The organism is Finegoldia magna ATCC 29328 (assembly GCF_000010185.1).
In the GTDB taxonomy this organism is placed as follows: domain Bacteria; phylum Bacillota; class Clostridia; order Tissierellales; family Peptoniphilaceae; genus Finegoldia; species Finegoldia magna_H.
In genome coordinates this window covers 577023-597576 of sequence record NC_010376.1, presented here as the reverse complement: position 1 = coordinate 597576, position 20554 = coordinate 577023, and the positions used below count along the sequence as shown (strand labels likewise).

At 31.7% G+C, this 20554-nt stretch carries 29 protein-coding genes; 2 read left to right on the top strand and 27 right to left on the bottom strand.

Annotated features, from left to right (window positions below; translation table 11 throughout):
- Nucleotides 1–49 precede the first annotated feature (49 nt).
- From nusG to FMG_RS02730, 21 genes are all read right to left on the bottom strand, one after another.
- Nucleotides 50–631, bottom strand: coding sequence for a transcription termination/antitermination protein NusG (gene nusG, locus FMG_RS02830; protein ID WP_002838609.1), 582 nt, complete (start codon nt 629–631; stop codon nt 50–52).
- Nucleotides 632–654: 23 nt separating this feature from the next.
- A complete protein-coding gene (secE, locus tag FMG_RS02825; RefSeq protein WP_002838623.1) occupies nt 655–873 on the bottom strand; it encodes a preprotein translocase subunit SecE in 219 nt (72 codons plus the stop codon).
- Nucleotides 874–882: 9 nt separating this feature from the next.
- Nucleotides 883–1032, bottom strand: a complete 150-nt coding sequence (gene rpmG, locus FMG_RS02820) for a 50S ribosomal protein L33 (RefSeq protein WP_002835319.1) — start codon at nt 1030–1032, stop codon at nt 883–885.
- A gap of 76 nt (nt 1033–1108) precedes the next feature.
- Nucleotides 1109–1666: an elongation factor P gene (gene efp / locus FMG_RS02815; RefSeq protein WP_002838657.1), complete on the bottom strand. Its 558-nt coding sequence runs from the start codon at nt 1664–1666 to the stop codon at nt 1109–1111.
- A gap of 57 nt (nt 1667–1723) precedes the next feature.
- Complete coding sequence (locus FMG_RS02810) at nt 1724–2212, bottom strand: MogA/MoaB family molybdenum cofactor biosynthesis protein (RefSeq protein ID WP_002841630.1); 489 nt, start codon at nt 2210–2212, stop codon at nt 1724–1726.
- Nucleotides 2213–2284: 72 nt separating this feature from the next.
- Nucleotides 2285–2632, bottom strand: a complete 348-nt coding sequence (locus FMG_RS02805) for a YraN family protein (protein ID WP_012290466.1) — start codon at nt 2630–2632, stop codon at nt 2285–2287.
- Entirely contained in the window at nt 2607–3230 is a 624-nt protein-coding gene (locus tag FMG_RS02800) for a ribonuclease HII (RefSeq protein WP_012290465.1), read from the bottom strand. Before FMG_RS02800 ends, FMG_RS02805 begins: the two co-directional genes overlap by 26 nt.
- Entirely contained in the window at nt 3217–4074 is an 858-nt protein-coding gene (gene ylqF / locus FMG_RS02795) for a ribosome biogenesis GTPase YlqF (protein WP_012290464.1), read from the bottom strand. The genes FMG_RS02800 and ylqF overlap by 14 nt, the downstream gene beginning before the upstream one ends.
- Nucleotides 4075–4125: 51 nt before the next feature.
- The gene (gene rplS, locus FMG_RS02790; RefSeq protein WP_002835325.1) at nt 4126–4473 is read right to left on the bottom strand and encodes a 50S ribosomal protein L19; all 348 of its coding nucleotides are present in this window, start codon (nt 4471–4473) and stop codon (nt 4126–4128) included.
- Nucleotides 4473–5174, bottom strand: a complete 702-nt coding sequence (gene trmD / locus FMG_RS02785; protein ID WP_012290463.1) for a tRNA (guanosine(37)-N1)-methyltransferase TrmD — start codon at nt 5172–5174, stop codon at nt 4473–4475. Before trmD ends, rplS begins: the two co-directional genes overlap by 1 nt.
- The gene (gene rimM / locus FMG_RS02780) at nt 5174–5662 is read right to left on the bottom strand and encodes a ribosome maturation factor RimM (protein ID WP_002838613.1); all 489 of its coding nucleotides are present in this window, start codon (nt 5660–5662) and stop codon (nt 5174–5176) included. The genes trmD and rimM overlap by 1 nt, the downstream gene beginning before the upstream one ends.
- Nucleotides 5662–5892 carry a KH domain-containing protein gene (locus FMG_RS02775; protein ID WP_002835328.1) on the bottom strand — a complete coding sequence of 77 codons (231 nt, stop codon included), beginning with the start codon at nt 5890–5892 and terminating at the stop codon, nt 5662–5664. Before FMG_RS02775 ends, rimM begins: the two co-directional genes overlap by 1 nt.
- A 21-nt stretch (nt 5893–5913) precedes the next feature.
- Nucleotides 5914–6165 (bottom strand): 30S ribosomal protein S16, encoded by a 252-nt coding sequence (rpsP, locus tag FMG_RS02770; RefSeq protein WP_002835329.1) that lies wholly within the window; start codon nt 6163–6165, stop codon nt 5914–5916.
- 19 nt (nt 6166–6184) lie between these two features.
- Nucleotides 6185–7525: a signal recognition particle protein gene (gene ffh, locus FMG_RS02765; protein WP_002838602.1), complete on the bottom strand. Its 1341-nt coding sequence runs from the start codon at nt 7523–7525 to the stop codon at nt 6185–6187.
- Nucleotides 7515–7880, bottom strand: a complete 366-nt coding sequence (gene ylxM / locus FMG_RS02760) for a YlxM family DNA-binding protein (RefSeq protein WP_002835331.1) — start codon at nt 7878–7880, stop codon at nt 7515–7517. Before ylxM ends, ffh begins: the two co-directional genes overlap by 11 nt.
- Before the next feature lie 118 nt (nt 7881–7998).
- Nucleotides 7999–8958: an NAD(P)H-dependent glycerol-3-phosphate dehydrogenase gene (locus FMG_RS02755; protein ID WP_041250589.1), complete on the bottom strand. Its 960-nt coding sequence runs from the start codon at nt 8956–8958 to the stop codon at nt 7999–8001.
- 11 nt (nt 8959–8969) lie between these two features.
- Nucleotides 8970–9341 (bottom strand): hypothetical protein, encoded by a 372-nt coding sequence (locus tag FMG_RS02750; RefSeq protein WP_041250588.1) that lies wholly within the window; start codon nt 9339–9341, stop codon nt 8970–8972.
- Nucleotides 9342–9458: 117 nt separating this feature from the next.
- The gene (locus tag FMG_RS02745; RefSeq protein WP_041250587.1) at nt 9459–10931 is read right to left on the bottom strand and encodes an aspartate ammonia-lyase; all 1473 of its coding nucleotides are present in this window, start codon (nt 10929–10931) and stop codon (nt 9459–9461) included.
- 162 nt (nt 10932–11093) lie between these two features.
- Nucleotides 11094–12386: an NAD(P)H-dependent oxidoreductase gene (locus FMG_RS02740; RefSeq protein ID WP_002838629.1), complete on the bottom strand. Its 1293-nt coding sequence runs from the start codon at nt 12384–12386 to the stop codon at nt 11094–11096.
- The gene (locus FMG_RS02735; RefSeq protein ID WP_012290458.1) at nt 12387–13610 is read right to left on the bottom strand and encodes an NAD(P)/FAD-dependent oxidoreductase; all 1224 of its coding nucleotides are present in this window, start codon (nt 13608–13610) and stop codon (nt 12387–12389) included.
- A 288-nt stretch (nt 13611–13898) separates the two neighbouring features.
- Nucleotides 13899–14135, bottom strand: a complete 237-nt coding sequence (locus FMG_RS02730) for a glutaredoxin family protein (protein WP_002838591.1) — start codon at nt 14133–14135, stop codon at nt 13899–13901.
- Between the two features lie 83 nt (nt 14136–14218).
- Here FMG_RS02730 and FMG_RS02725 point away from each other — a divergent pair, with 83 nt between their 5' ends.
- The gene (locus FMG_RS02725; protein WP_012290457.1) at nt 14219–14539 is read left to right on the top strand and encodes a hypothetical protein; all 321 of its coding nucleotides are present in this window, start codon (nt 14219–14221) and stop codon (nt 14537–14539) included.
- Between the two features lie 45 nt (nt 14540–14584).
- Here the strand turns inward: FMG_RS02725 and FMG_RS02720 are convergent, their stop codons facing one another.
- The 5 genes from FMG_RS02720 to dnaX form a co-directional block, all read right to left on the bottom strand.
- Nucleotides 14585–14887: an AzlD domain-containing protein gene (locus FMG_RS02720; protein WP_002838595.1), complete on the bottom strand. Its 303-nt coding sequence runs from the start codon at nt 14885–14887 to the stop codon at nt 14585–14587.
- Nucleotides 14880–15572: an AzlC family ABC transporter permease gene (locus FMG_RS02715; RefSeq protein WP_012290456.1), complete on the bottom strand. Its 693-nt coding sequence runs from the start codon at nt 15570–15572 to the stop codon at nt 14880–14882. The genes FMG_RS02720 and FMG_RS02715 overlap by 8 nt, the downstream gene beginning before the upstream one ends.
- Before the next feature lie 78 nt (nt 15573–15650).
- Nucleotides 15651–16259 (bottom strand): recombination mediator RecR, encoded by a 609-nt coding sequence (recR, locus tag FMG_RS02710; protein WP_002835347.1) that lies wholly within the window; start codon nt 16257–16259, stop codon nt 15651–15653.
- Between the two features lie 16 nt (nt 16260–16275).
- Nucleotides 16276–16617 (bottom strand): YbaB/EbfC family nucleoid-associated protein, encoded by a 342-nt coding sequence (locus tag FMG_RS02705; protein ID WP_002838638.1) that lies wholly within the window; start codon nt 16615–16617, stop codon nt 16276–16278.
- Nucleotides 16618–16625: 8 nt separating this feature from the next.
- Entirely contained in the window at nt 16626–18239 is a 1614-nt protein-coding gene (gene dnaX, locus FMG_RS02700) for a DNA polymerase III subunit gamma/tau (protein WP_012290455.1), read from the bottom strand.
- A 155-nt stretch (nt 18240–18394) separates the two neighbouring features.
- Between dnaX and FMG_RS02695 the strand changes: the two genes are divergently transcribed.
- Nucleotides 18395–19171, top strand: coding sequence for a ZIP family metal transporter (locus FMG_RS02695; RefSeq protein ID WP_002838593.1), 777 nt, complete (start codon nt 18395–18397; stop codon nt 19169–19171).
- A 42-nt stretch (nt 19172–19213) separates the two neighbouring features.
- Here the strand turns inward: FMG_RS02695 and nox are convergent, their stop codons facing one another.
- The gene (gene nox, locus FMG_RS02690) at nt 19214–20551 is read right to left on the bottom strand and encodes a H2O-forming NADH oxidase (RefSeq protein WP_012290454.1); all 1338 of its coding nucleotides are present in this window, start codon (nt 20549–20551) and stop codon (nt 19214–19216) included.
- Nucleotides 20552–20554: the final 3 nt, after the last annotated feature.

Below are 20554 nucleotides of genomic sequence, written 5' to 3'. Positions count from 1 at the left end.
CCTCCCACATCGATCTATATGAAATTAATTAAATAACTTATATTCAAATTTATATTTTTTCGATATCATCAAAGCTAATTTCAACAGATGTGTCTCTGCCGAACAAGGAAATTAAAACTTTACAGATAGCTTTTTCGGTATTTATTTCTTCAATAATACCTACTTGATCACTAAACGCTCCAGAAACAATATTTACGTTGTCTCCTACGTTAACATCAATTTCTTTTTTAGAATAAGATTGATTTTTAAGAGCGAATTTTTGAATTTCCTTTTCACTAACTGCTACAGGTTTTGATTCTGGTCCTACAAATCCTGTAACACCTCTGGTATTTCTAACCAAATACCATGAGACATCGGTAATTGTCATCTTAACGAAAACATAACCGGGGAAGATCTTTCTTTCTTTTAACTTTTTAGCTCCACCGACCTCTGAAACATATTCTTCAGTAGGTACTACTACTTCAAATATATCGTCGATATAACCACGATTTTCTACCATTTTTTCAATATTAACTTTTACTTTACCTTCGTGTCCAGAGTAAGTATGCACTACATACCATTTTCCCTCTTTGGCACGTTCTTTAAAATCTTCAGTTGCATTTTCAATAAATGTGTTATTTTTTTCGGTCATTGTGGATACTGTTCCTTTCTAATCTAAATAAATAGTCCAATTAAACGTTGGAACACAGTATCTAATCCGTACACGATTAATGCAACTATAAAGGAAATTATTACTACTACTACTGAGTATTCTAAAGTTTCCTTTGGTGTCGGCCAGACAATTTTATTCCATTCAGTCTTCACGCCTTTTAAAAATCCTTGATTTTTTGGGGCTGATTTTTGATTAGAATTTTGCGCATTTTTCGCTGCCATAAGCTCCTCCTATCTTGTTTCCTTGTGTAGAGTGTGCTTTTTACAGAATTTACAATACTTGTTTGTTTCCACTCTATCAGGGTGAAGTTTTTTATTCTTTTTAGTAGTGTAATTTCTGCTCTTGCATTCAGTACATTCTAAAATTACTTTATCTCTCATATTAGACCTCCTCTATTAGTATGGACAAAATCCACCGTACTACTTTATCATAAACGCGTTGAAAAGTCAACAAATACTAAACTCTTGATAAATATTCTCCAGTTCTTGTATCTATTTTAATTTTATCTCCTTCATTTACAAATAAAGGTACATTAACTGTAGCTCCTGTTTCTACAGTGGCTGGTTTTGTAGCTCCTGTTGCAGTGTTACCTTTAATTCCAGGTTCTGTTTGAGTGATTTCTAACTCAACAAAGTTTGGTGGAGAAACTTGGAATGCTTTACCTTTGAAAAATTTAATTGTTGCCATATCATTTTCCTTTATGTAAAGAATAGCTTCTTCTACACTAGCTTTATCAATTGGTAATTGTTCATAAGAATCTGGGTCCATGAAATAATATAAAGTTCCGTCGTTGTATAAGTATTGCATTTCTCTTGTTTCAATTCTAGCTTCTTCATATTTTTCGTTAGGATTGAAAGTCATGTCTCTGTTTGAACCAGTCATAACTGATCTGATTTTTGTTCTTACAAAAGCTGCACCTTTACCTGGTTTAACGTGTTGGAAATCTATAATTTGCCATACATCTCCATCCATTTCAAAAGTTGTGCCTTTTCTAAAATCTCCTGCTTGTATCATATATACCTCCTACAATTATCTATCATATATTATACATTACTAATTAATTATGAACAACTATTTTCTCGCACATTCTGATGCATCGCCTTGTAAAATTTTCAAAGCGTGATCTAATGTATCAATTATATATTCCAAACTTTCCTCAACAGCCTTTGGACTACCCGGCATATTGATTATGAGTGAGTTCTTTCTAATAACTGAAACAGCTCTTGAAAGCATTGCTCTTTTTGTAATCGTCATCGAATAATTTCTTATCGCTTCACTAATTCCCAAACAAAGTTTTTCCGAAACTTCTAATGTAGCCTCTGGAGTTACATCTCTTTTTGAAAATCCAGTTCCACCTGTAGTCAAAATCAATTCTATATTATCATTGGAATATTCGATTAACTTTTCTTTTATTAATTCTTTTTCATCTGCTACAATATCATATTTTTCTAATTTATATCCGTTTTTTTCGATGATCTCAATAATCTTCTTACCGCTTAAATCTTCTCTTTTACCTTGAGAACCCTTATCTGATACTGTAAGCACTGCTACTTTATACATATTAAAACCTCTTTGTGTCAATATATTTGCTTGACCTTGATATTATATAAAAATACCAGCCTGTTGTCAACATTAAAATGCGTCAATATAGTGATTTAATTTAAAATTATCCAAATAAATTTCTATTACATCAAATCTCGGCTGATAATCGTACAAATCATGTTTGTCGATATAAATTTCAGTAGTCTTTCTTATCCTGTCTTGTTTTCCTGAAGTTACAAAATCAGAAGGGGCGCCAAATTTATCATCAACTCTTGCTTTTACTTCAACTATTACCAAAAAATTTTCATAAGTACATACTATGTCCAGTTCTCCAATTCTTTCGGAATAATTTCTATCAATTATTTCGTAACCTTTTTCTGTCAAATATTCACAAGCGTAATCCTCGGCAAATTTACCTCGGTTTTTTTCCATTTTCATATAATTTCCTCAAAAAAGTTTTTCTGTGAAGCGGACATTCACCATGTTCTAGTATCATTTCTCGATGTAGTTTCGTTCCGTAGCCTTTGTGTTTTTCAAAACCATATTGTGGATAAATCACAGCCATTTCCTTCATGTACTCATCTCTTATAACTTTAGCAACAATTGATGCGCAAGAGATCGGATATAATTTTTCATCGCCTTTTACAAATGACATTTGTTTAATGTCTGTGTCGATTTCTTCGGCATCAATTACAATTAAATCAGGTTTTATGAATTTATTGTCTTTTGTTTTTAAACTTTCAACAGCTCTTTTCATGGATAATCTTGTAGCTTGCTTGATATTAATCTCATCAATTACACCTTGATCTACAAAATTTACACTGTATGCTAATGCTTGATTCAAAATCATATCCTTGAATTTAATTCTCTTTTTTTCAGAAAGCTTCTTTGAATCAGTGACACCTTCTATTATTTCACAATTTTTAGGCATTATAATAGCACAAGTCACAACAGGCCCTGCCAATGGTCCTCTTCCAACTTCATCTATTCCACAAATTAATTCTTCTTCAAATTCGTTATAATCAATCGCAAACATCTTCTAATGAAATTCTTCCTAACTTTGTTTTTCTAAATTCATCGATAATTATTGATGAAACTTTAGAATAATCAATATTTTTCCCTTTTAATAAACAGCCTCTTCTTATTGCAATATCATCCATTATTTCGATTGTTTCCTTGTTTTGTGTATCAACTGAATATCTCTTCTCTAAAATTTGTGGATCAATACTCATTAGTTTCTCAATAAGTTTGTATGCTAAGTTTTCTTCATCCAAAATTTCGTCTTTTATAGCTCCAGTAAATGCCAAGTTCAATCCAATTTCATTGTCTTCAAATTTTGGCCACAAAACACCTGGTGTATCCAATAATTCCATCTTGCCTTTTATTCTAATCCATTGATTAGTTCTTGTAACACCTGGAGTGTTTCCAGTTTTCGCAGATTGTCTGTTGGATAATTTATTAATTATTGTAGATTTTCCAACATTTGGAATACCAACAATCATCATTCTAATAATTTCTGATTTTATGTTTTTGTCTTTTCTACTACTAAGTACATCTTCTAAAATCTTTTTTGTTGTTGGCTCAATTTTATCCAAATTTTTACCGTTTTTACTATCGATTGGAAGTGCTGTTATATTTTTCTTTGCAAAATAATTAATCCAGTTTTGTGTAATTTTAGGATCTGCCATGTCCATCTTGTTCAATAAAATCAATTGTGGCTTATCCTTTAAAATATCTTCTATCACTGGATTCATGGATGATTTTACAATTCTGCTATCCACAAGTACCAACACTATGTCGACAAGTTTCATGTTTTCTTTAATCTTGTCGATAGCTTTTTTCATGTGACCCGGATACCAGTTTATATTATTAATGTCCATGTTATTTCCTTTCCATCTAAAAAAAGTACTGAGAAATTCTCAGCACTCAATTTAGAATTTTTGTTTTTCTTTAACTTTAGCAGCTTTACCTTCTCTGTGTCTTAAGTAGAATAATTTAGATCTTCTTACTTTACCTTCTCTAACTAATCTTACGTTAGTTACTCTTGGTGAGTTGATTAAGAAAGTTCTTTCTACTCCTACACCGTAAGCTAATCTTCTTACTGTGAAAGTTCTTCTAAGTCCAGTTCCTTGCATTTTAATTACAGTTCCTTCATAAACTTGAACTCTTTCTTTGTTACCTTCTTTAATAAGGTAGTCTACTTTTACAGTATCTCCAACATGAAAGTCGAACTTATTTTCTCTTAATTGTTCATCTTCTAATGTTTTTATAATATCCATTATGATCCTCCTTGGTTTTTTTCTTTCAGATATTTCTGATATATATCTTCTCTTTTAAGTTTAGTGTTGTTTAGTCTTGATTTTTCTCGCCACTGTTCGATTTTTTCGTGATTTCCTGATAATAAAACTTCAGGAACTTCATATCCGTTAAATACTCTGGGTCTTGTGTAGGAATCTTCCTGTAGCAATAAATTGTAGTGCGAATCTGTTTTATAACTTTCATCATTTCCCAAAACATCGTTAATCATTCGGCTAACACAATCTATAAGAACCATAGCTCCTAATTCTCCACCAGTCATCACATAATCTCCAATAGAAATCTCCTCATCACAATAATGATTGATGATTCTACTGTCAACACCTTCGTAATGGCCACAAAGAATAACTATTTCTTTTTCTTTTGAAAGTTCGATACACTTTTGTTGATTAAGAACTTTCCCTTGAGGAGACATAAACACAACCTTTGATTGGTTTTTGTTCACATCTTCCAAGCAGTCATAAATTGGTTGGCAAGTCATAAGCATACCAGCTCCGCCACCGTAAATCTCATCGTCTACTTTTTTGTGTTTATTTTTAGTGTAATCTCTAATATTAACCACTTCAAGTTCAATGAGATTGTTTTGGATTGCTTTTCCTATGACGCCGTATGATTTTAAGTAATCAAAACTTTCTGGAAATAATGTGAGAATTATAAATTTCATCACATACCCTCAATTATAACTACATCGATTAATCCATTTTCTAAATCTATTTTTTTAATGAACTCTTTTACAGCAGGTATCATAAATTCTTTTTCATCATTTTTTATTACATAAACATCATTACTATAAATGCTAATAACATCAACTAAATCTCCAATATATTCTCCATTAAAATAAGCCTTTAAGCCTATCAAATCATCAATGTAAAAGCTTCCATCTTTCAATTCGTATCTGTCTTTTTCATCTATATATAAATATTGTTTTTTGAATCCAAGAACTTCATTAATATCGTTAAATTCTTCAAAATCAATGTACAAAAATCCCTTGTACATTCTGTAATTTTGAATAGTTACCTTAACTTTTTTATCCCCGAGATAATAACAAATATCTTCGTCAAATCTTTCGATATTATCAGTCAACGGTCTCATTTTAAGACATCCTTTAATACCGTGAGTATTGAGCACTTCTGCTACAGCTATATATTCCATTATTGCAAAATATCTACGACAACTTTTTCGCCACTCTTAATAGCAGCTGCCTTAGTAATAGTTCTAATTGCCTTGGCAATCTTCCCTTCTTTTCCTATAATTTTTCCCAAATCTTTGGAATCTGCTTTAATTTCTATAATAACCGTATGTTTGTCTTGTCTTGATGTTACTTCAACTGCTTCTTTATTATCAACTAACGCAGTAGCAATTGTTTTAACTAATTTTTCCATGACAACTCCCAACTTGTATTATTATTTTGCTTCGTAAACTCCATTATTTTTGAATAATCTGTCTACTGTATCTGTAGGTTTTGCACCGTTTTTAATCCATTGTTGAACTTTTTCGCTGTCAACTTTAACAGTTTTTTCTTCAACTAATGGGTTATAATATCCGATTTCTTCGATGAATTTACCATCACGAGGACATCTTGAATCTGCGACAACTATTCTATAAAATGGTTTCTTCTTTGCTCCCATTCTTTTCAATCTAATTTTTACTGACATAATTTACCTCCATAACTTATTATCTAAAAAAAGGCATTTTCATTTTACCTTTTTTGCCAAATTTCTTCTGTAGCGCTCCCATATTTTTCATCATAACTTTCATTTCTTTAAATTGTTTCAAAAGTTTATTAACCGCTACTTGATCTTGACCGCATCCTTTAGCAATTCTTTTTCTTCTAGATATGCTAATGATATCTGGATTTTCTCTTTCTTGTTTGGTCATAGATTTTATAATCGCTTCAATCTTGTCAAATTCTTTATTGTCGAAATTAACTTGTTTAAGCATTTTGCTATCTACACCAGGAATCATTGCAAGAATATCTTGCATAGGTCCCATTTTTTTAATTTGCTGCATTTGGTCAAGAAAATCATTAAAGTCAAAACTTTGAGCTTTAATCTTTTCTTCTAACTCTTTTGCCTTTTTCTCGTCAAATTGATTTTGCGCTTTTTCGATAAGGCTAAGAACATCTCCCATTCCCAAGATACGAGATGCCATTCTATCCGGATGGAATGGCTCTAAATCTCCAAGTTTTTCACCTACACCTATAAATTTAATAGGCTTATCAGCTACTTGTCTGATTGATAAAGCAGCACCACCTCTTGCATCACCGTCTAACTTTGTAAGTATAATTCCTGTAATATCCAAATCTTCGTTAAACTTAGCTGCAACATTCACTGCATCTTGTCCAGTCATCGCATCTACAACTAACAAAATATCTGAAGGATTCACTTCTTGTTTAATATTTTTCAGCTCATCCATCAAAGTATCGTCAATGTGAAGACGACCGGCAGTATCTATAATTACATAATCAATGTTCTTTCTTTTAGCTTCTTCGATTGCTTTTTTAGAAATTTCAACAGGATTTATCTGTCCCATCTCAAAAACTTCTACCCCAACTTTCCCACCGACAACTTGAAGTTGTTTGATGGCAGCAGGTCTGTAAATATCACACGCTACAAGTAGTACGCTTTTGTTTTTGTTTTTCAAATTTAATGCAAGCTTTCCGGCATGAGTTGTTTTACCAGCCCCTTGCAAGCCACAAAGCATAATTACTGTAGGCTTCATCGGTGAAACGTTAAGTTTTTCTTCCTTTTCACCCATCATTTTAGTTAATTCTTCATTAACTATCTTGATAACTTGTTGACCTGGAGTAAGACTTTCCAAAACAGAAGAATCAATAGCACGTTCTTTTACCTGAGAGATAAAATCTTTGACAACTTTATAGTTAACGTCCGCTTCCAATAAAGCAAGTTTAACTTCTCTCATTGCAACATCTATATCTTTTTCTGTTAGCTTTCCTCTGTTGGTCAATTTTGACAAGGCATTTTGTAATTTATCGGACAAATTTTCAAATATCATTTTCCACATCCTCTAAATCATTTAAGAAATCTTCTATATCTATAATGATATTTTCAATTTCTTTGCTTTTGATTTCTGGTGACAAAGAGAAAAGATCATTTCTGATTTTTCTAAGAAATTGATGACTCTTTTTTGATTTTTCAATCAAGCCAAGTTTTTGTTCGTATTCATAAAGCTTATTTTCAGCTCTTTTCAAACTATCACTTACAGCTTGTTTTGAAATATCACAAATTTGAGCAATTTCATTTAATGACAAATCTTCATTGTAGTATTTGTCAATCACATCGTATTCTCTTTTCGTAAGCAATTTACCATAATAATCAAACATCATGGTAATATTTAATAATTTTTCCATTCAATCACCGTCAACCTTTTTACTTGACTTGTATATTATATAAACTTAAAATCCATTTGTCAAGCATTTTAATTAAAAAAGAAGTGCTTTTTTGCACTTCTAATTTTTATACTTTTCACTAATAAAATTCTTTTTTCAAACTTCTACTGAATAATTTGTCGATTTCTTCTTCACATTTCGAATTTTCGTACAAAACTTTGTACACTGCATTGTTTATTGGTAAATCCAAATTCATTTTGTCTGCTTTAATCTTAATAGCTTTTACAGTGTAGTATCCTTCAGCTAATTTATCGTATTTTTCTGATTTCGCATACATTTCACCGAACATTCTGTTGTGAGAGTATTGTGAGAACACTGTCGCCTCGTAATCTCCCAAATGACAAAGTCCGTACGCGCTGAGCTCTTTACCTCCCGAAGCTTTAATAAACCTTGCTACTTCTCTGCAACCTCTACTCATCAAAGCTCCCTTCAAAGAACTTATTTTCATTCCATCCAACATTCCTGCAGCAATTCCAATTACGTTTTTGTAAGCTGCGCCGATTTCATTTCCAATCAAATCTTGGCCATAATAAAATCTGATCAAATCTGAACTGTAATTTTCAATCAACAATTCTTTTACATCTTCATCTTCCGAATCAATTACCATACAATTTGGAACATTGCGGTAAAATTCTTGTGGATGACCAGGTCCAATCCAAGCTGCAACTTTGTTAGATCCATCAATAATTTCTTTGCAGACTTCTGATAATCTTTTTCCAGTCGAAATCTCAATTCCCTTCATATTAGTAACGATAATCTTATCCTTAATTCCAATGGACTTAAGTTCTTCACACACACTTCTAAAACCTTGTGCATTTATACTAACATGAATAACATCGCATTCTTTTGCTCTTGTAATATCATCGGTTAATTCCAAATCATCTTGTAAAGTTATAATTCCATTGGTACGACTTTTCTTGAAGTTTTCGAAATCTTCAGTACCATTCAAACCATACAACAAAACTTCATGACCAATTTTTTTTAAATACCAAGCGATGAAACTTCCCCATCTACCAGGCCCAATAACCATAATTTTCATCATATACCTCTTTATTTCTTTTTGTTAGATTTCTTATTTTCTTTATTAATAGCTCTCATTCTAATCATATTCATCCACAAGAGTGTGTTGTAAATAACAAAAGCAAGATATGTTAAAAACACGTAGACCTTATTAGGATGGTAATAAATCAACATAAATCCTATTAATAAAACTATAAAACTTCCGTATTCAAATTTTGTTCTTTTTCTTTCAAGACTTTTCGGTAAAATCATTTTATTTTGCGATGCATAAACTGCCCACGCAAGTAAAATTAACACCGATATTATATTGTGGCCTTTAAGTAGAGTAGATACGAAAACCACCATCAAAACATTTGATATCGCCAATATAACATTGTCTGCATTTTTAGTATTATTTTTCATCATATCACCTAGATAAATTATAACATATTAACAAATGTAAAATAATGTAAAACTTTTAGTTCGTAATAAAAAATGCTGTTATCAAATACTTGATAACAAGATTTTGTCAACTCAAATTTATTTTTTTGATTTTTGTTCCTTGTCTTCTAGTTTCTTTTTTTCGATGTAGGCTTGTTGTTTTTGTTTAATCAAATATTCTGCTGCAATTCCTGGCATTGTCATCGCAATTGGATCAAGAATTTCTTTTAATTCATCTTCTGTTAAGATTTTTTCATCCAATACGATATTTCTAACTGTGATTCCTGTACTCAATGCACGTTTTGCAATTTCAGCGGACTTTTTGTATCCAATATGAGGAACCAACGCTGTAACTATTCCTACTGATTTTTCGACGTCGTTTGAAAGTTTTTGTCTGTTTGGTTTGATACCAATTATGCAGTTTTCTCTGAAAGTTCTCACTGCATTTGTCAATATAGATATTGATTCAAATAAACTATCGAACAAAACTGGTTCGAATGCGTTAAGTTCCAATTGTCCGTGTTCTGCACACATTGTAACTGTATTATCGTTACCAATAATTCTGAATACAACTTGGTTAACAACTTCTGGAATTACAGGATTTACTTTACCTGGCATAATTGATGAACCATTTTGTCTTGGTGGAAGTTCAATATCTCCTACCATTGTTTTTGGTCCAGAACTCATTAATCTCAAATCACTTGCCATTTTTGACAAACTTACAGCTGTTGATTTTACTGCTGAAGATATTTCTACAAGTCCATCAAGGTTATTAGTTCCATCTATTAAATCTTCTGCTTGATGCAAATCAAATCCTGTTAACTCTGCTAGAATCGGAACTATATTTGTAAAGTAAACTTTGTCTACATTTACACCTGTACCAATCGCAGTTGCTCCCATATTTATGGATTCAATTTGATCTGATGATCTTCTAATTCTTTTGATATCTCTTTTGATTACTGAATAATACGCGTGGAATTCTTGTCCCAATCTAATTGGCACTGCATCTTGAAGTTGAGTACGTCCCATTTTAAGTACATCATCAAATTCTACAGATTTATTAAGCAAAGAAATTTCTAATTGCTTTAATTCGTTTAAAGCTTTTATTAGTAGTCTTAAAGTTGCAATTTTACCCGCAGTAGGAAAAACATCGTTTGTAGATTGACTCATGTTAACGTGATCGTTTGGGTGAACATATTCATAAGTTCCCAATCCTCCACCGAGTTTTTCGTTGGCAATGTTTGCAATAACTTCATTTGCATTCATATTAGCTGTTGTACCTGCTCCACCTTGAATTGGATCAGTCAAAAATTGATCGTGATATTCTCCTTTAAGAATTTGGTCACATGCGTAAACGATTGCGTTTTTGACATCCTCTCTCATAATTCCTGCTCTGTGGTTTGCAATTGCACAAGCTTTTTTAACTATTGTCAATCCATAAATTAATTCTTCATGTAAAGTTCTTCCTGTTATCGGGAAATTTTCCATTCCTCTTAAAGATTGCACACCGTAATATGCATCTTTTGGAACTTGTTTTTCTCCAACACTATCAGACTCTAATCTATAATCCATATTACCCCCCAAAAAACGTTTATTTATTACATTACAAATTGATATTAACACTTTTAAAATCCATTGTCAAAATTTTATAAAAATTGATTTTAAAATAAAAATCAGCCGAAATTTCAAAGTTTGAAAAACTTTTTATCGGCTGATAATAGATTTTTTTAAATTTTATAATCCCAATTCATCTTGTCTCTTACGAAGTTTTGTAATGATATGATCTTCATCCAAATTAACCATGTCGTAAGTAATCAATGTGTCTTTTGGTATATCAACTTTTGCGGTTGTTTTTTCTGTGATGATTGGCATTGGCAACAAATTATTTTCCATTTGATGCTTGTGTGATGTTATTTTACCGAAACAGTCGTGTCCACCAATTCCTTCAATTTTTTGGCCTTTTTTGATGTCTCTTTTTGCAACTGTGATTGTATCGGAAACTTGACCATATTTTGGATAAATTGTTGGTTCTTTTTCTACAATTGCATCGTAAATTGTAAGTGGAGTTTCCAAACTTGTCAAATGATATGGTCTGTACAAAGTATAGTTCGGTCCTTTACCCATTGACAAATATTCCATCAAATCGTGAACCTCGTTTGTGTCGTGAGTTACAATCGCAAAAACTCCCGGCGCAACTCCAAAAGCAAAATCAACTATGTTATAGTTATTTAAAATACCACCTTGTTCTTTTAATTTGAATTTGTCTGCGATGTCGTGAATGTTTGTTGTAATTCCGTGACAACCCAAAACATCAGGAGTGAATCCCAACGCATTTGCTACAGCTGTAAGTTCAATCATAGTGTTCGTTCCATCTACAAATGATGTCAACATTTTTGGAACTAATCCTTTTGACAATGCTTCTTCTCTTAAAATATCTTCATTAGTGTAATTATCCAATGGATTGTTCTTGCCCTTACCAACAGCTAACAATTTGAATCCCAATCCAAGCGCAAAATCCGACAGTTGTATTATAGCGCCTGGCTCATCTCCAGCAGATCCAGTGTATACGACGCCTTTTTTCTTCGCCATTTCATTTAAAATTGGTCCTACAACGGCATCACATTCTACATTTAATAAAATAGTATGTTTTTCGTGTTCAATGCTTTCTACTGCAAGTTGTGTTCCAAATGGAGGATTTCCTGTAGCGTCAATTACTCCATCAATCATATCTAACTTGTAGCTCAAAGTATAATCATCACTTACAACAAACGAATTATTTTTAATAGCATTTTCTGCAACTTTCAAATCAGTTGTTCTGACAATATCCACATCTTTTACGCCTGCTTTTCTCAAAGCAGTCACGCACTTGTCAACGTGTCTATCTATAATAACAGAAGGTCTCATTCCTTTAATTCTACTCAACTGACTTACAAGACCCGATCCCATTTTGCCACAACCAACCAAACCTACTCTAACTTTTTGACCGTGGTTATCTAAGTCAACAAGTTTTCTTTGCATTTTATTCATTTAGTTCTCCTTTTTAATTATAGACATCGCACAAGAATACGCCGATGAAAAAGCCCATTGAAGATTGTATCCACCACAATCTCCGTCGACATCCATAATCTCACCAATAATGTACAGATTTTTAATTTTTTTCGATTCCATAGTAGACGGATTGATTTCATCTGTATCTACTCCACCACAAGTAATTTGACCAGAATCCTCATCCTTGTATCCACTAACACTAAATTCCAAATTTTTCAATGTATGGGCTAATTTGTAAATTTCTTCCTTGCTTAGCTCGCACACATTAATATCATAATTTATACCTGCTTGATTCAAAACTTCTTCAATCAAGTTATCGTTAATCAAACCGACCAACAACTCATTTATTTTCTTATAATAATTTAAAGATATTATGTAGATTAAGTGTTCGTACAATTTATTCTCATCCAGATCCACAGTATCTATTCTTATTTTAACATCTAATCCATTATTTTTAGCTCTAATAGCTTCGCCTGATAACTGCAAAATAGTTGGCCCACTAATTCCGTAATCAGTAAACAAAACATCGTGATAAAATTCAAAAACTTCTTTTCCGTCCACTACTAACTTTGCATTAGCCTTGAATTTAGTTCCGCTCATTTTTTTGAAACTATCTCCATTCAGTCTCAATTGCACAATTCCTGGGTGAGTTTTTACGATATTGTGTCCCAATTTTTTCATGAGAATGTATCCATTTCCATCAGAACCGCTTTTTTTGTAGGCTTTAGACCCACAAGCGATTATTAAATAATCAAACTTGTAAATCGATCCATTGGATTTCACTTCAAAAACATCGCCGTTTTTTCTAACATCATCGACGAAGCTATCAAAAATAAATTCTACTTCCAGATGATTTGCCAAACACATCATTTGTTTTACGATTGATGAAGCTTGTAAACTTTTTGGGAAAATCTTGCCATTTTCAAGCTCAACCTCAGGAATTCCCATATCATTGAAAAATTCAATAACATCGTAGTTATCAAATTTTTTGATGGCACTGATCGTGAATTTTGGATTTTCGCCATGATAATTCTTGTACGATACATTTCTATTAGTAAAATTGCATCTACCATTACCTGTTGCATAAATTTTCTTCAAAGCGTTGGCGTTTCTTTCGATAACAGTTGTGTCTATGTAATTTTGTTTTAAAATCAATGCCGCAAAAACCCCACTAGCTCCTGCTCCAATAATTCCTACTTTCATTTTCCCCTCAATTCCCTAAATCGTAATAAATTTGTAACTTATTAACCATAAATATATGATACTATAATGGTAACAATAAATGGTTGTTCATCCTCCTAATATGAACTTGCCAATGTTATTTAAGTAGCAAATCTCTCCCAAAGGTTTGCTACTTTTTTTATTACGATATTTATTCTATCATAAATCATGTGAATTTTTAAAAATGACGATTAATTGTAATAATTTTTGATTTTGACAAACAAAAAGCTCCCACAAAAGTGAGAGCAAAATTTCTATTGTTAAAAATTTTTATTGAAATTTTTCATCCAAGAATTTTATAATATCCATTGATTCATACATTGGCTTTTCATCAATGAAAAGACAAGGTACTTGGTCCATTCCACCTTTTTCGATAAGGTATTTTTCATTAGCCTCATCGGCTTTGATGTCTACTAATTCAACATCCTTAATTCCTTTTTTTTCTATAAATCTTAAAACTTTCTTGCAGAATGGGCAAGTTTCTTTGTAATACAATTTTAAATCCATAATAATCTCCTTTTCGTTAAATTCTTTGATAAAATATATATACCCGAACAAATAATAAATAAACATGAGAGAAAGGAGTTTTTATGATAACATATAAAATAGATGTATACATACCAGAAGATTACATAGATTTGTTAATAAAAAAACTAGGTGATGAGAAAATTATAACCATAGGAAATTATGATTATTGTTATACTACATCGAAAGTAAAAGGTCATTTCATGCCGAATAATTTTTCTAATAATTTTTCTGGTGAAAAAAATATTATCAACGAAGTTGACGAAATCAAATTAGAATTTCGCACGACAGAAAATAATATCAAAAAATGTATACAAATTATCGAAGATATTCACCCATATGAAGAATGCGTGTATGATATTTTCGAAATAAAAAATTTTAAATAATAAAAACCTTCTGAGGCTTGAATTTAAGCTACAGAAGGTATTTTTTTAGAAAAATTTCAAACAAACAAATGCTGTTAGAACTGCTAATATAATTGTTAGTCCAACATTTTCTTTCAAATAAGCTATAATAATCGCTACGATTGAAGCTACAATTGTAGGAATTAACATTTCACTTGAAGCTGTTAGAATCCCTCTTATAACCATAATACTTAATGATGTATATGGTATTATGTTTAAAAATTCAGCAGTTTGTCTAGAAAGTTGTTTTCCTTTTAAATATTTAAGAGGTATTATCTTAGGAACAGCTGTAACTAAGCTACATAATAAAATTAAAATTATATTATACATTTTGACCTCTTTTCATAATTACTTTCAATCCGATGTATGATGATAATAAAATTGCTAAGATTATATCCCATCCAGATGGTATAAATTTCAAATAAAAAATAATTGCATAAGTTATTACACCAATTAAACTAACCACCAAACCGTTTGAGCTTTTCTTAATCGATGGTACTACAAGTGCGATAAACATCGCAGTAAGTCCGACTTCAAGTGATGTTTGGACTGATTTTGGCATTAATTGTCCTATTAAATATCCAACCGGTGTAAATATTCCCCACGCCAAATAAGGTCCAAATTCAACTGCCAACGCAAATTCTGTGTTAAGTTTATCTTTGTTAAAACTCATCACCGAAAATGCTTCATCTGTCAACATAAATCCAACAGCAGGAAGAGCTTTGGGATTTACGTTTTCTGTATGAATTCCCAAAGAAGTCGACATTATGAACAGTCTTAAATTCAATAAAAATACCGACAGCACGATAGAAAACATACCCACTCCTGCACCTAACAATTCAACTGCCATGAATTGCGCTGCTCCAGAATAGAAAACAAAAGAAAACAAAGTCGAATCCAACATGCTAATGTTTTGACCTTTGCACAACAATCCAAAAGCCATTGCAATAGGAATATATCCCAACATAATTGGAGTCGAAAATTTGATTGCTTCTTTAATTCTATTTGAATCCATTAAATTTTCCTCCATTCCATTTTTATTACAAACATTTAAACGTAAGAAATCATAATCTACAAGATTTGCAGATTATGATTATTTTATTTCTCTTCTATCCAAAATAGCTTTGTACAAGCTCATTTCGTCATAATATTCCAAATTAGCTCCCAATGGTACTCCCATCGCAATTCTGGAAACTTTTACGTTATATTCTTCATTTTTAAGAACTTCTATGATGAAGTTAGTTGTTAAATCTCCGTTAGTTGTTGGTGATAATGCTAGGATAACTTCCTTTACATAATCTTTTTTGCATCTCAAAAACAAATTTTCCAAATTCAAATCTTGTGGAGCTATATTATCTCTTGGAGATAATAATCCTCCTAAAACGTGATATTTCCCGTTGTATTCTCCAGTTTTTTCAATTGAAATTACATTCATTGAATCTTCAACGACAGTTATCACACTGTTATCTCTTTTTTGATCGGAACAAATATCACATAATTTTTTATCAGTAAGATTTCCACAATTAGCACATGGTCTAATGTTAGTCTTCACATTTACAATGCTTTCTACAAGCTCATCGACTTTTTTAGGATCCATGTCTATAATTCTATAAGCTAATCTTCTCGCACTTTTTCTGCCAATGGTTGGCAAATTGGACAAATTTTTAATCAATTCGTCCATTGCTTTAGGGTATAGTGACAAAATTATTCCCCCTTATTTAGAATCCTGGAATATTGATTCCTCCAGTGATTTTACCAAGTTCAGACTCACTCATGTCCAATACTTTTTTAATTGCATCATTAACTGCAACCATAACCATGTCTTGAAGCATTTCAACATCGCCGTCTTTTACCAAATCTTCATCTATTTTAATAGAAACTATTTCTTTTTTTCCGTTTGCTACAACTTCAATAGCTCCACCACCACTAGTTGCAGTAACTTCAGTTTCTTCTAATCTTTTTTGAGTTTCTTCCATTTGTCTTTGCATTTTTTGCATTTGTTTCATCATGTTTCCCATGTTTCCCATGCCAGGCATTCCGCCTCTAAATTTATTTCCCATAATTCCTCCTATTTTTCAATTATTTGGACATTTTTTCCAAACAAATTCTGTAATTTTTTAACGCTTTCGTTTCCTTTTTCCTCTTTCTCATTATCAATTTGTAAATCTAAAACCTTGAAATCGTAATGTGGTTTAAGCAACTGTTCAATAACTTTTTTGTGAGGAAGCAAAGTATACAAATACAACTGATTAGTCTTCAAAATCAGTCTATCATTTTCCAAACTAGCATTGATATCATCAGCTAATTCTTTAGGAATTTTGTCGAATTCTCTTAAAACTTCTCTTAGTTTTCCAAATGAATCCTCATTTTCGACAACTTCTTCTACCTTATCGTCGATTTTTTCATCAATCTTTATTATATCATTTTTATCAGATAATTCATCTTGTTTTGCTTCTTTTTTTGAAGATTTTTGTGAAATTTCTATTTTTTTATCGATTTTCTCGTCAAATTCTGATAGTTCTTTTGTAGAATTGATTTTAATTCCATTTTGTTCAATATTATTGAGCTTATCTTCCAACGTATTCACTCTAGCAATCAAATCATCATAATCGATGTAATCTATAAGTCGCATAACCAAAATTTCAAGAAGAGCTTTTTGATTATCCGCCTGTTTTAATTTTTTCTGATGCTCAATTATGATCGACATGCTTTCTACTATTTGCCTATTAGTGATTAATTCAGATTGTGCATTATAATCATCATTGTATTGGGTGTTATTCTGTCTAATTTTTTCAAGTCCATTTTTTGATAGCAACAAGTTTCTAAAATGATTCAACAACTCATCCATAACATTTTCGACAGGTTTGTTATGTGATATTGTGTACAAATTACCCAAAACATCTGTAGCATCTTTTTTTATTATGCTATTAACAAGTTTGAAGATTCCTTTATTGTCAACAATACCAAGTATATCATTTATATCTTGTTTTGTTATATTTTCTTTTTCAATGCTTAAAACTTGATCCAAAATAGATAATGCATCTCTCATTGCTCCATCCGCTTTATTTGCAATGAGCTCAATCGCATCGTCGTCCATTTTTCTATTCAAATCGTTCAAAATGTATTTGATATTATCCGAAATATCCTTAGAATTTATCATTTTGAATTCGTAACGTTGACATCTTGATAAAATAGTTTGTGGAATCTTGTCGATTTCAGTCGTGGCTAAAATGAACACCAAATGTTTTGGTGGTTCTTCCATGATTTTAAGTAATGCATTAAATCCTTCATTAGTAATCATGTGAGCTTCGTCTATAATATAGACTTTATATTTGAGTTTTGTAGGTGGATAAATTACTTTATCACGTAGTTCTCTTATATCATCAATTCTTCTGTTACTAGCAGCATCCATTTCAACGATATCTAATGTTGATTCTTCCAACGAACTCTGACAATTTTCGCATTTGTTACAAGGATTTCCATTTTGTAAATCCAAGCAGTTAATAGCTCTCGCAAAAATTTTCGCACAACTTGTTTTACCAGTTCCTCTTGATCCTGAAAAAATGTATGCATGTGAAATATTTTTCGTTTCGATTTGATTTTTTAAAATATCAGTTATATGTTTTTGCCCGTAAACTTTGTCGAAAGTATCCGGCCTATATTTTCTATAAATAGCTTGCATAAGTACCTCGGTTTCATTGTTAAACAACGAGTAATTTTTTTCAATTTTAATATAATTTAAACACAATTAAATCTTTTTATATTATACCATATTTGATAAATCTTGAATTCATAGTAAAATAGTAATAGAAATTTTATTTTTAAAGGGGGATTTTTATGATAAAAAATATTGACCCATTTTTATTGACTATGTTAGGGTTGATATTGCCTGGACTTCTTACTGGAGTCGGTGCAATTCCCGTTTTTTTCACTAGAAATGTTAATCAAGGTAAGTTAGATGTATTTTTAGGGGCTGCTGCAGGGGTTATGCTTTCTGCAACTTGTTTTTCATTAATTTTACCTAGTATCGAAGAAAACGGTGGAGGTTTTAGAGGAGTTTTAATCTCGTCACTTGGAATTTTAGCAGGAGCTGTATTTTTAGATTTAATCGACAAATACTCTCCACACGAACATTTATTGGATAAAAGAGTTGAAGGAAATCCTTCAGATTCTTTGAAAAAAATATGGCTATTTGTAATTGCAATTACAATTCACAATTTCCCAGAAGGTATGGCAACTGGAGTTGGCTTTGGTGGAAATTCAATAGCACACGGTCTTCCTATCGCAATAGGAATTGGTTTACAAAATATGCCTGAAGGTTTGGCGGTTGCTTTGGCTTTGGTCAGAGAAAATTATACTGTGAAAAAAGCTTTTTTAATAGCATTATTTACAGGATTAGTAGAACCTGTCGGAGCTTTTTTAGGTTACGGACTTGTAACTTGGTTCTCACCTATTCTAGGATTTATTTTGGCTTTCGCAGGAGGTGCGATGCTTTTTGTAATTAGCGACGAAATTATTCCAGAAACTCATAGCAATGGATACGAACGCCAAGCGACTTACGGAATTATAATTGGATTTATCATAATGATGATTTTAGATGTTGCTCTTGGCTAAATAAAAAAAGCGGCTACTATAAAAGTAGTCGCTAATTTTTTGTTATAATGCTTGAATAGCAGCCATAGTTACATAGTTGTATGGTTGGTTGTAATGTGGCAAGAAGAATATATCAGTTAGAGCTAGTTTGTCGATTGTAACGTGTTCTTGAATTGCCAAGCTGAACATGTGAATCATCATTGAAATATCATATTCACTCATTATTTGACAACCTTTTATTTCGCGTGAATTTTTGTCGTAAACAATTCTGATAGTAACTTCTTTGTTGTTTTCTTCCATAAATGGTGGCTTTTGTAAATCTGTGAAATCAGTGTATTCAACTTCCATTCCCAATTTTTCAGCATTTCTAACTGTTAAACCTGTTGATACCATGCACAAATCGTAAATCTTAATTCCGTTTGATCCTTGCACACCGTTTGATTCTAATTTTGTTCCACAAACATTGTGACCAGCTACTATACCACTTCTTACAGCATTTGTAGCCAATGCAACGTATTCAAATTTTCCTGTTGCGTTGTTGAAAATAACTGTTGAATCTCCAACTGCAAATACATTTTCATCAGAAGTTTGTTGATGTTTGTCAGTGATTATTGCTTTATGATCGTTTAATTTCAAATGATCTTTTGCAAGTGAGCTGTTTGGTTTGAATCCTATAGACATTATTACCATGTCACAATCGTATTCACCTTTATCAGTTATAACCTTATTTACTTTGCCATCAGTTCCTTCTAATTTTACAACTTCTTCATTAAATACTAAATTTACACCGTGATCTCTTAGGTTATCTTCCATTTTTTTGCAGAATTTATCATCGTAATAGCCTCTTAACACCGTATCTCCGTGTTCAATCAATGTAGATTCTTTTCCTAATCTCTTGAAAGCTTCTGCAAGTTCTGTTCCTATGTAGCCAGCTCCTACTACTACAACTTTTTTGATTTCTTCGTGATTTATCTTGTCAATAACTGATTGTGCATCTTGGAAAATTTTAACTTTTTGAACATTTTCCAAATCCATTCCTTCAATGTTTGGTAAAATTGGTTGAGATCCTGTAGCTAATACTAATTTGTCGTAAGATTCTTGAATTTCTTTTCCGTTTTTGTCTTTTGCATAAACAATTTTTTTGTCGTAGTCGATGTTTTCTACTTTCGTTTCCATATGAACTGTCGCGCCTTTTTGTTCGAAAACCTCTTTGCTACAATAAAATAATTTTTCTGGGCCTTTAATTTGTTTTCCAATCCACAATGCCATTCCACATCCTAAGAATGAAATATTGGAGTTTTGATCAAAAATTACTAATTCTTCATCTTTGTAATTGTCCAATATTGTGTTTGCACAAGCTGTACCTGCATGGTTAGCTCCAATTAAAACTATTTTACTCATTAT

Coding starts and splice junctions, on each gene's coding strand:
- nusG (WP_002838609.1), bottom strand. CDS start 631: ATGACCGAAAAAAATAACACATTTATTGAAAATGCAACTGAAGATTTT.
- secE (WP_002838623.1), bottom strand. CDS start 873: ATGGCAGCGAAAAATGCGCAAAATTCTAATCAAAAATCAGCCCCAAAA.
- rpmG (WP_002835319.1), bottom strand. CDS start 1,032: ATGAGAGATAAAGTAATTTTAGAATGTACTGAATGCAAGAGCAGAAAT.
- efp (WP_002838657.1), bottom strand. CDS start 1,666: ATGATACAAGCAGGAGATTTTAGAAAAGGCACAACTTTTGAAATGGAT.
- FMG_RS02810 (WP_002841630.1), bottom strand. CDS start 2,212: ATGTATAAAGTAGCAGTGCTTACAGTATCAGATAAGGGTTCTCAAGGT.
- FMG_RS02805 (WP_012290466.1), bottom strand. CDS start 2,632: ATGAAAATGGAAAAAAACCGAGGTAAATTTGCCGAGGATTACGCTTGT.
- FMG_RS02800 (WP_012290465.1), bottom strand. CDS start 3,230: ATGTTTGCGATTGATTATAACGAATTTGAAGAAGAATTAATTTGTGGA.
- ylqF (WP_012290464.1), bottom strand. CDS start 4,074: ATGGACATTAATAATATAAACTGGTATCCGGGTCACATGAAAAAAGCT.
- rplS (WP_002835325.1), bottom strand. CDS start 4,473: ATGGATATTATAAAAACATTAGAAGATGAACAATTAAGAGAAAATAAG.
- trmD (WP_012290463.1), bottom strand. CDS start 5,174: ATGAAATTTATAATTCTCACATTATTTCCAGAAAGTTTTGATTACTTA.
- rimM (WP_002838613.1), bottom strand. CDS start 5,662: ATGGAATATATAGCTGTAGCAGAAGTGCTCAATACTCACGGTATTAAA.
- FMG_RS02775 (WP_002835328.1), bottom strand. CDS start 5,892: ATGGAAAAATTAGTTAAAACAATTGCTACTGCGTTAGTTGATAATAAA.
- rpsP (WP_002835329.1), bottom strand. CDS start 6,165: ATGTCAGTAAAAATTAGATTGAAAAGAATGGGAGCAAAGAAGAAACCA.
- ffh (WP_002838602.1), bottom strand. CDS start 7,525: ATGATATTTGAAAATTTGTCCGATAAATTACAAAATGCCTTGTCAAAA.
- ylxM (WP_002835331.1), bottom strand. CDS start 7,880: ATGGAAAAATTATTAAATATTACCATGATGTTTGATTATTATGGTAAA.
- FMG_RS02755 (WP_041250589.1), bottom strand. CDS start 8,958: ATGAAAATTATGGTTATTGGGCCTGGTAGATGGGGAAGTTTCATCGCT.
- FMG_RS02750 (WP_041250588.1), bottom strand. CDS start 9,341: ATGAAAAATAATACTAAAAATGCAGACAATGTTATATTGGCGATATCA.
- FMG_RS02745 (WP_041250587.1), bottom strand. CDS start 10,931: ATGGATTATAGATTAGAGTCTGATAGTGTTGGAGAAAAACAAGTTCCA.
- FMG_RS02740 (WP_002838629.1), bottom strand. CDS start 12,386: ATGAATAAAATGCAAAGAAAACTTGTTGACTTAGATAACCACGGTCAA.
- FMG_RS02735 (WP_012290458.1), bottom strand. CDS start 13,610: ATGAAAGTAGGAATTATTGGAGCAGGAGCTAGTGGGGTTTTTGCGGCA.
- FMG_RS02730 (WP_002838591.1), bottom strand. CDS start 14,135: ATGGATTTAAAATTGTATTACAAAGAAACTTGCCCATTCTGCAAGAAA.
- FMG_RS02725 (WP_012290457.1), top strand. CDS start 14,219: ATGATAACATATAAAATAGATGTATACATACCAGAAGATTACATAGAT.
- FMG_RS02720 (WP_002838595.1), bottom strand. CDS start 14,887: ATGTATAATATAATTTTAATTTTATTATGTAGCTTAGTTACAGCTGTT.
- FMG_RS02715 (WP_012290456.1), bottom strand. CDS start 15,572: ATGGATTCAAATAGAATTAAAGAAGCAATCAAATTTTCGACTCCAATT.
- FMG_RS02705 (WP_002838638.1), bottom strand. CDS start 16,617: ATGGGAAATAAATTTAGAGGCGGAATGCCTGGCATGGGAAACATGGGA.
- dnaX (WP_012290455.1), bottom strand. CDS start 18,239: ATGCAAGCTATTTATAGAAAATATAGGCCGGATACTTTCGACAAAGTT.
- FMG_RS02695 (WP_002838593.1), top strand. CDS start 18,395: ATGATAAAAAATATTGACCCATTTTTATTGACTATGTTAGGGTTGATA.
- nox (WP_012290454.1), bottom strand. CDS start 20,551: ATGAGTAAAATAGTTTTAATTGGAGCTAACCATGCAGGTACAGCTTGT.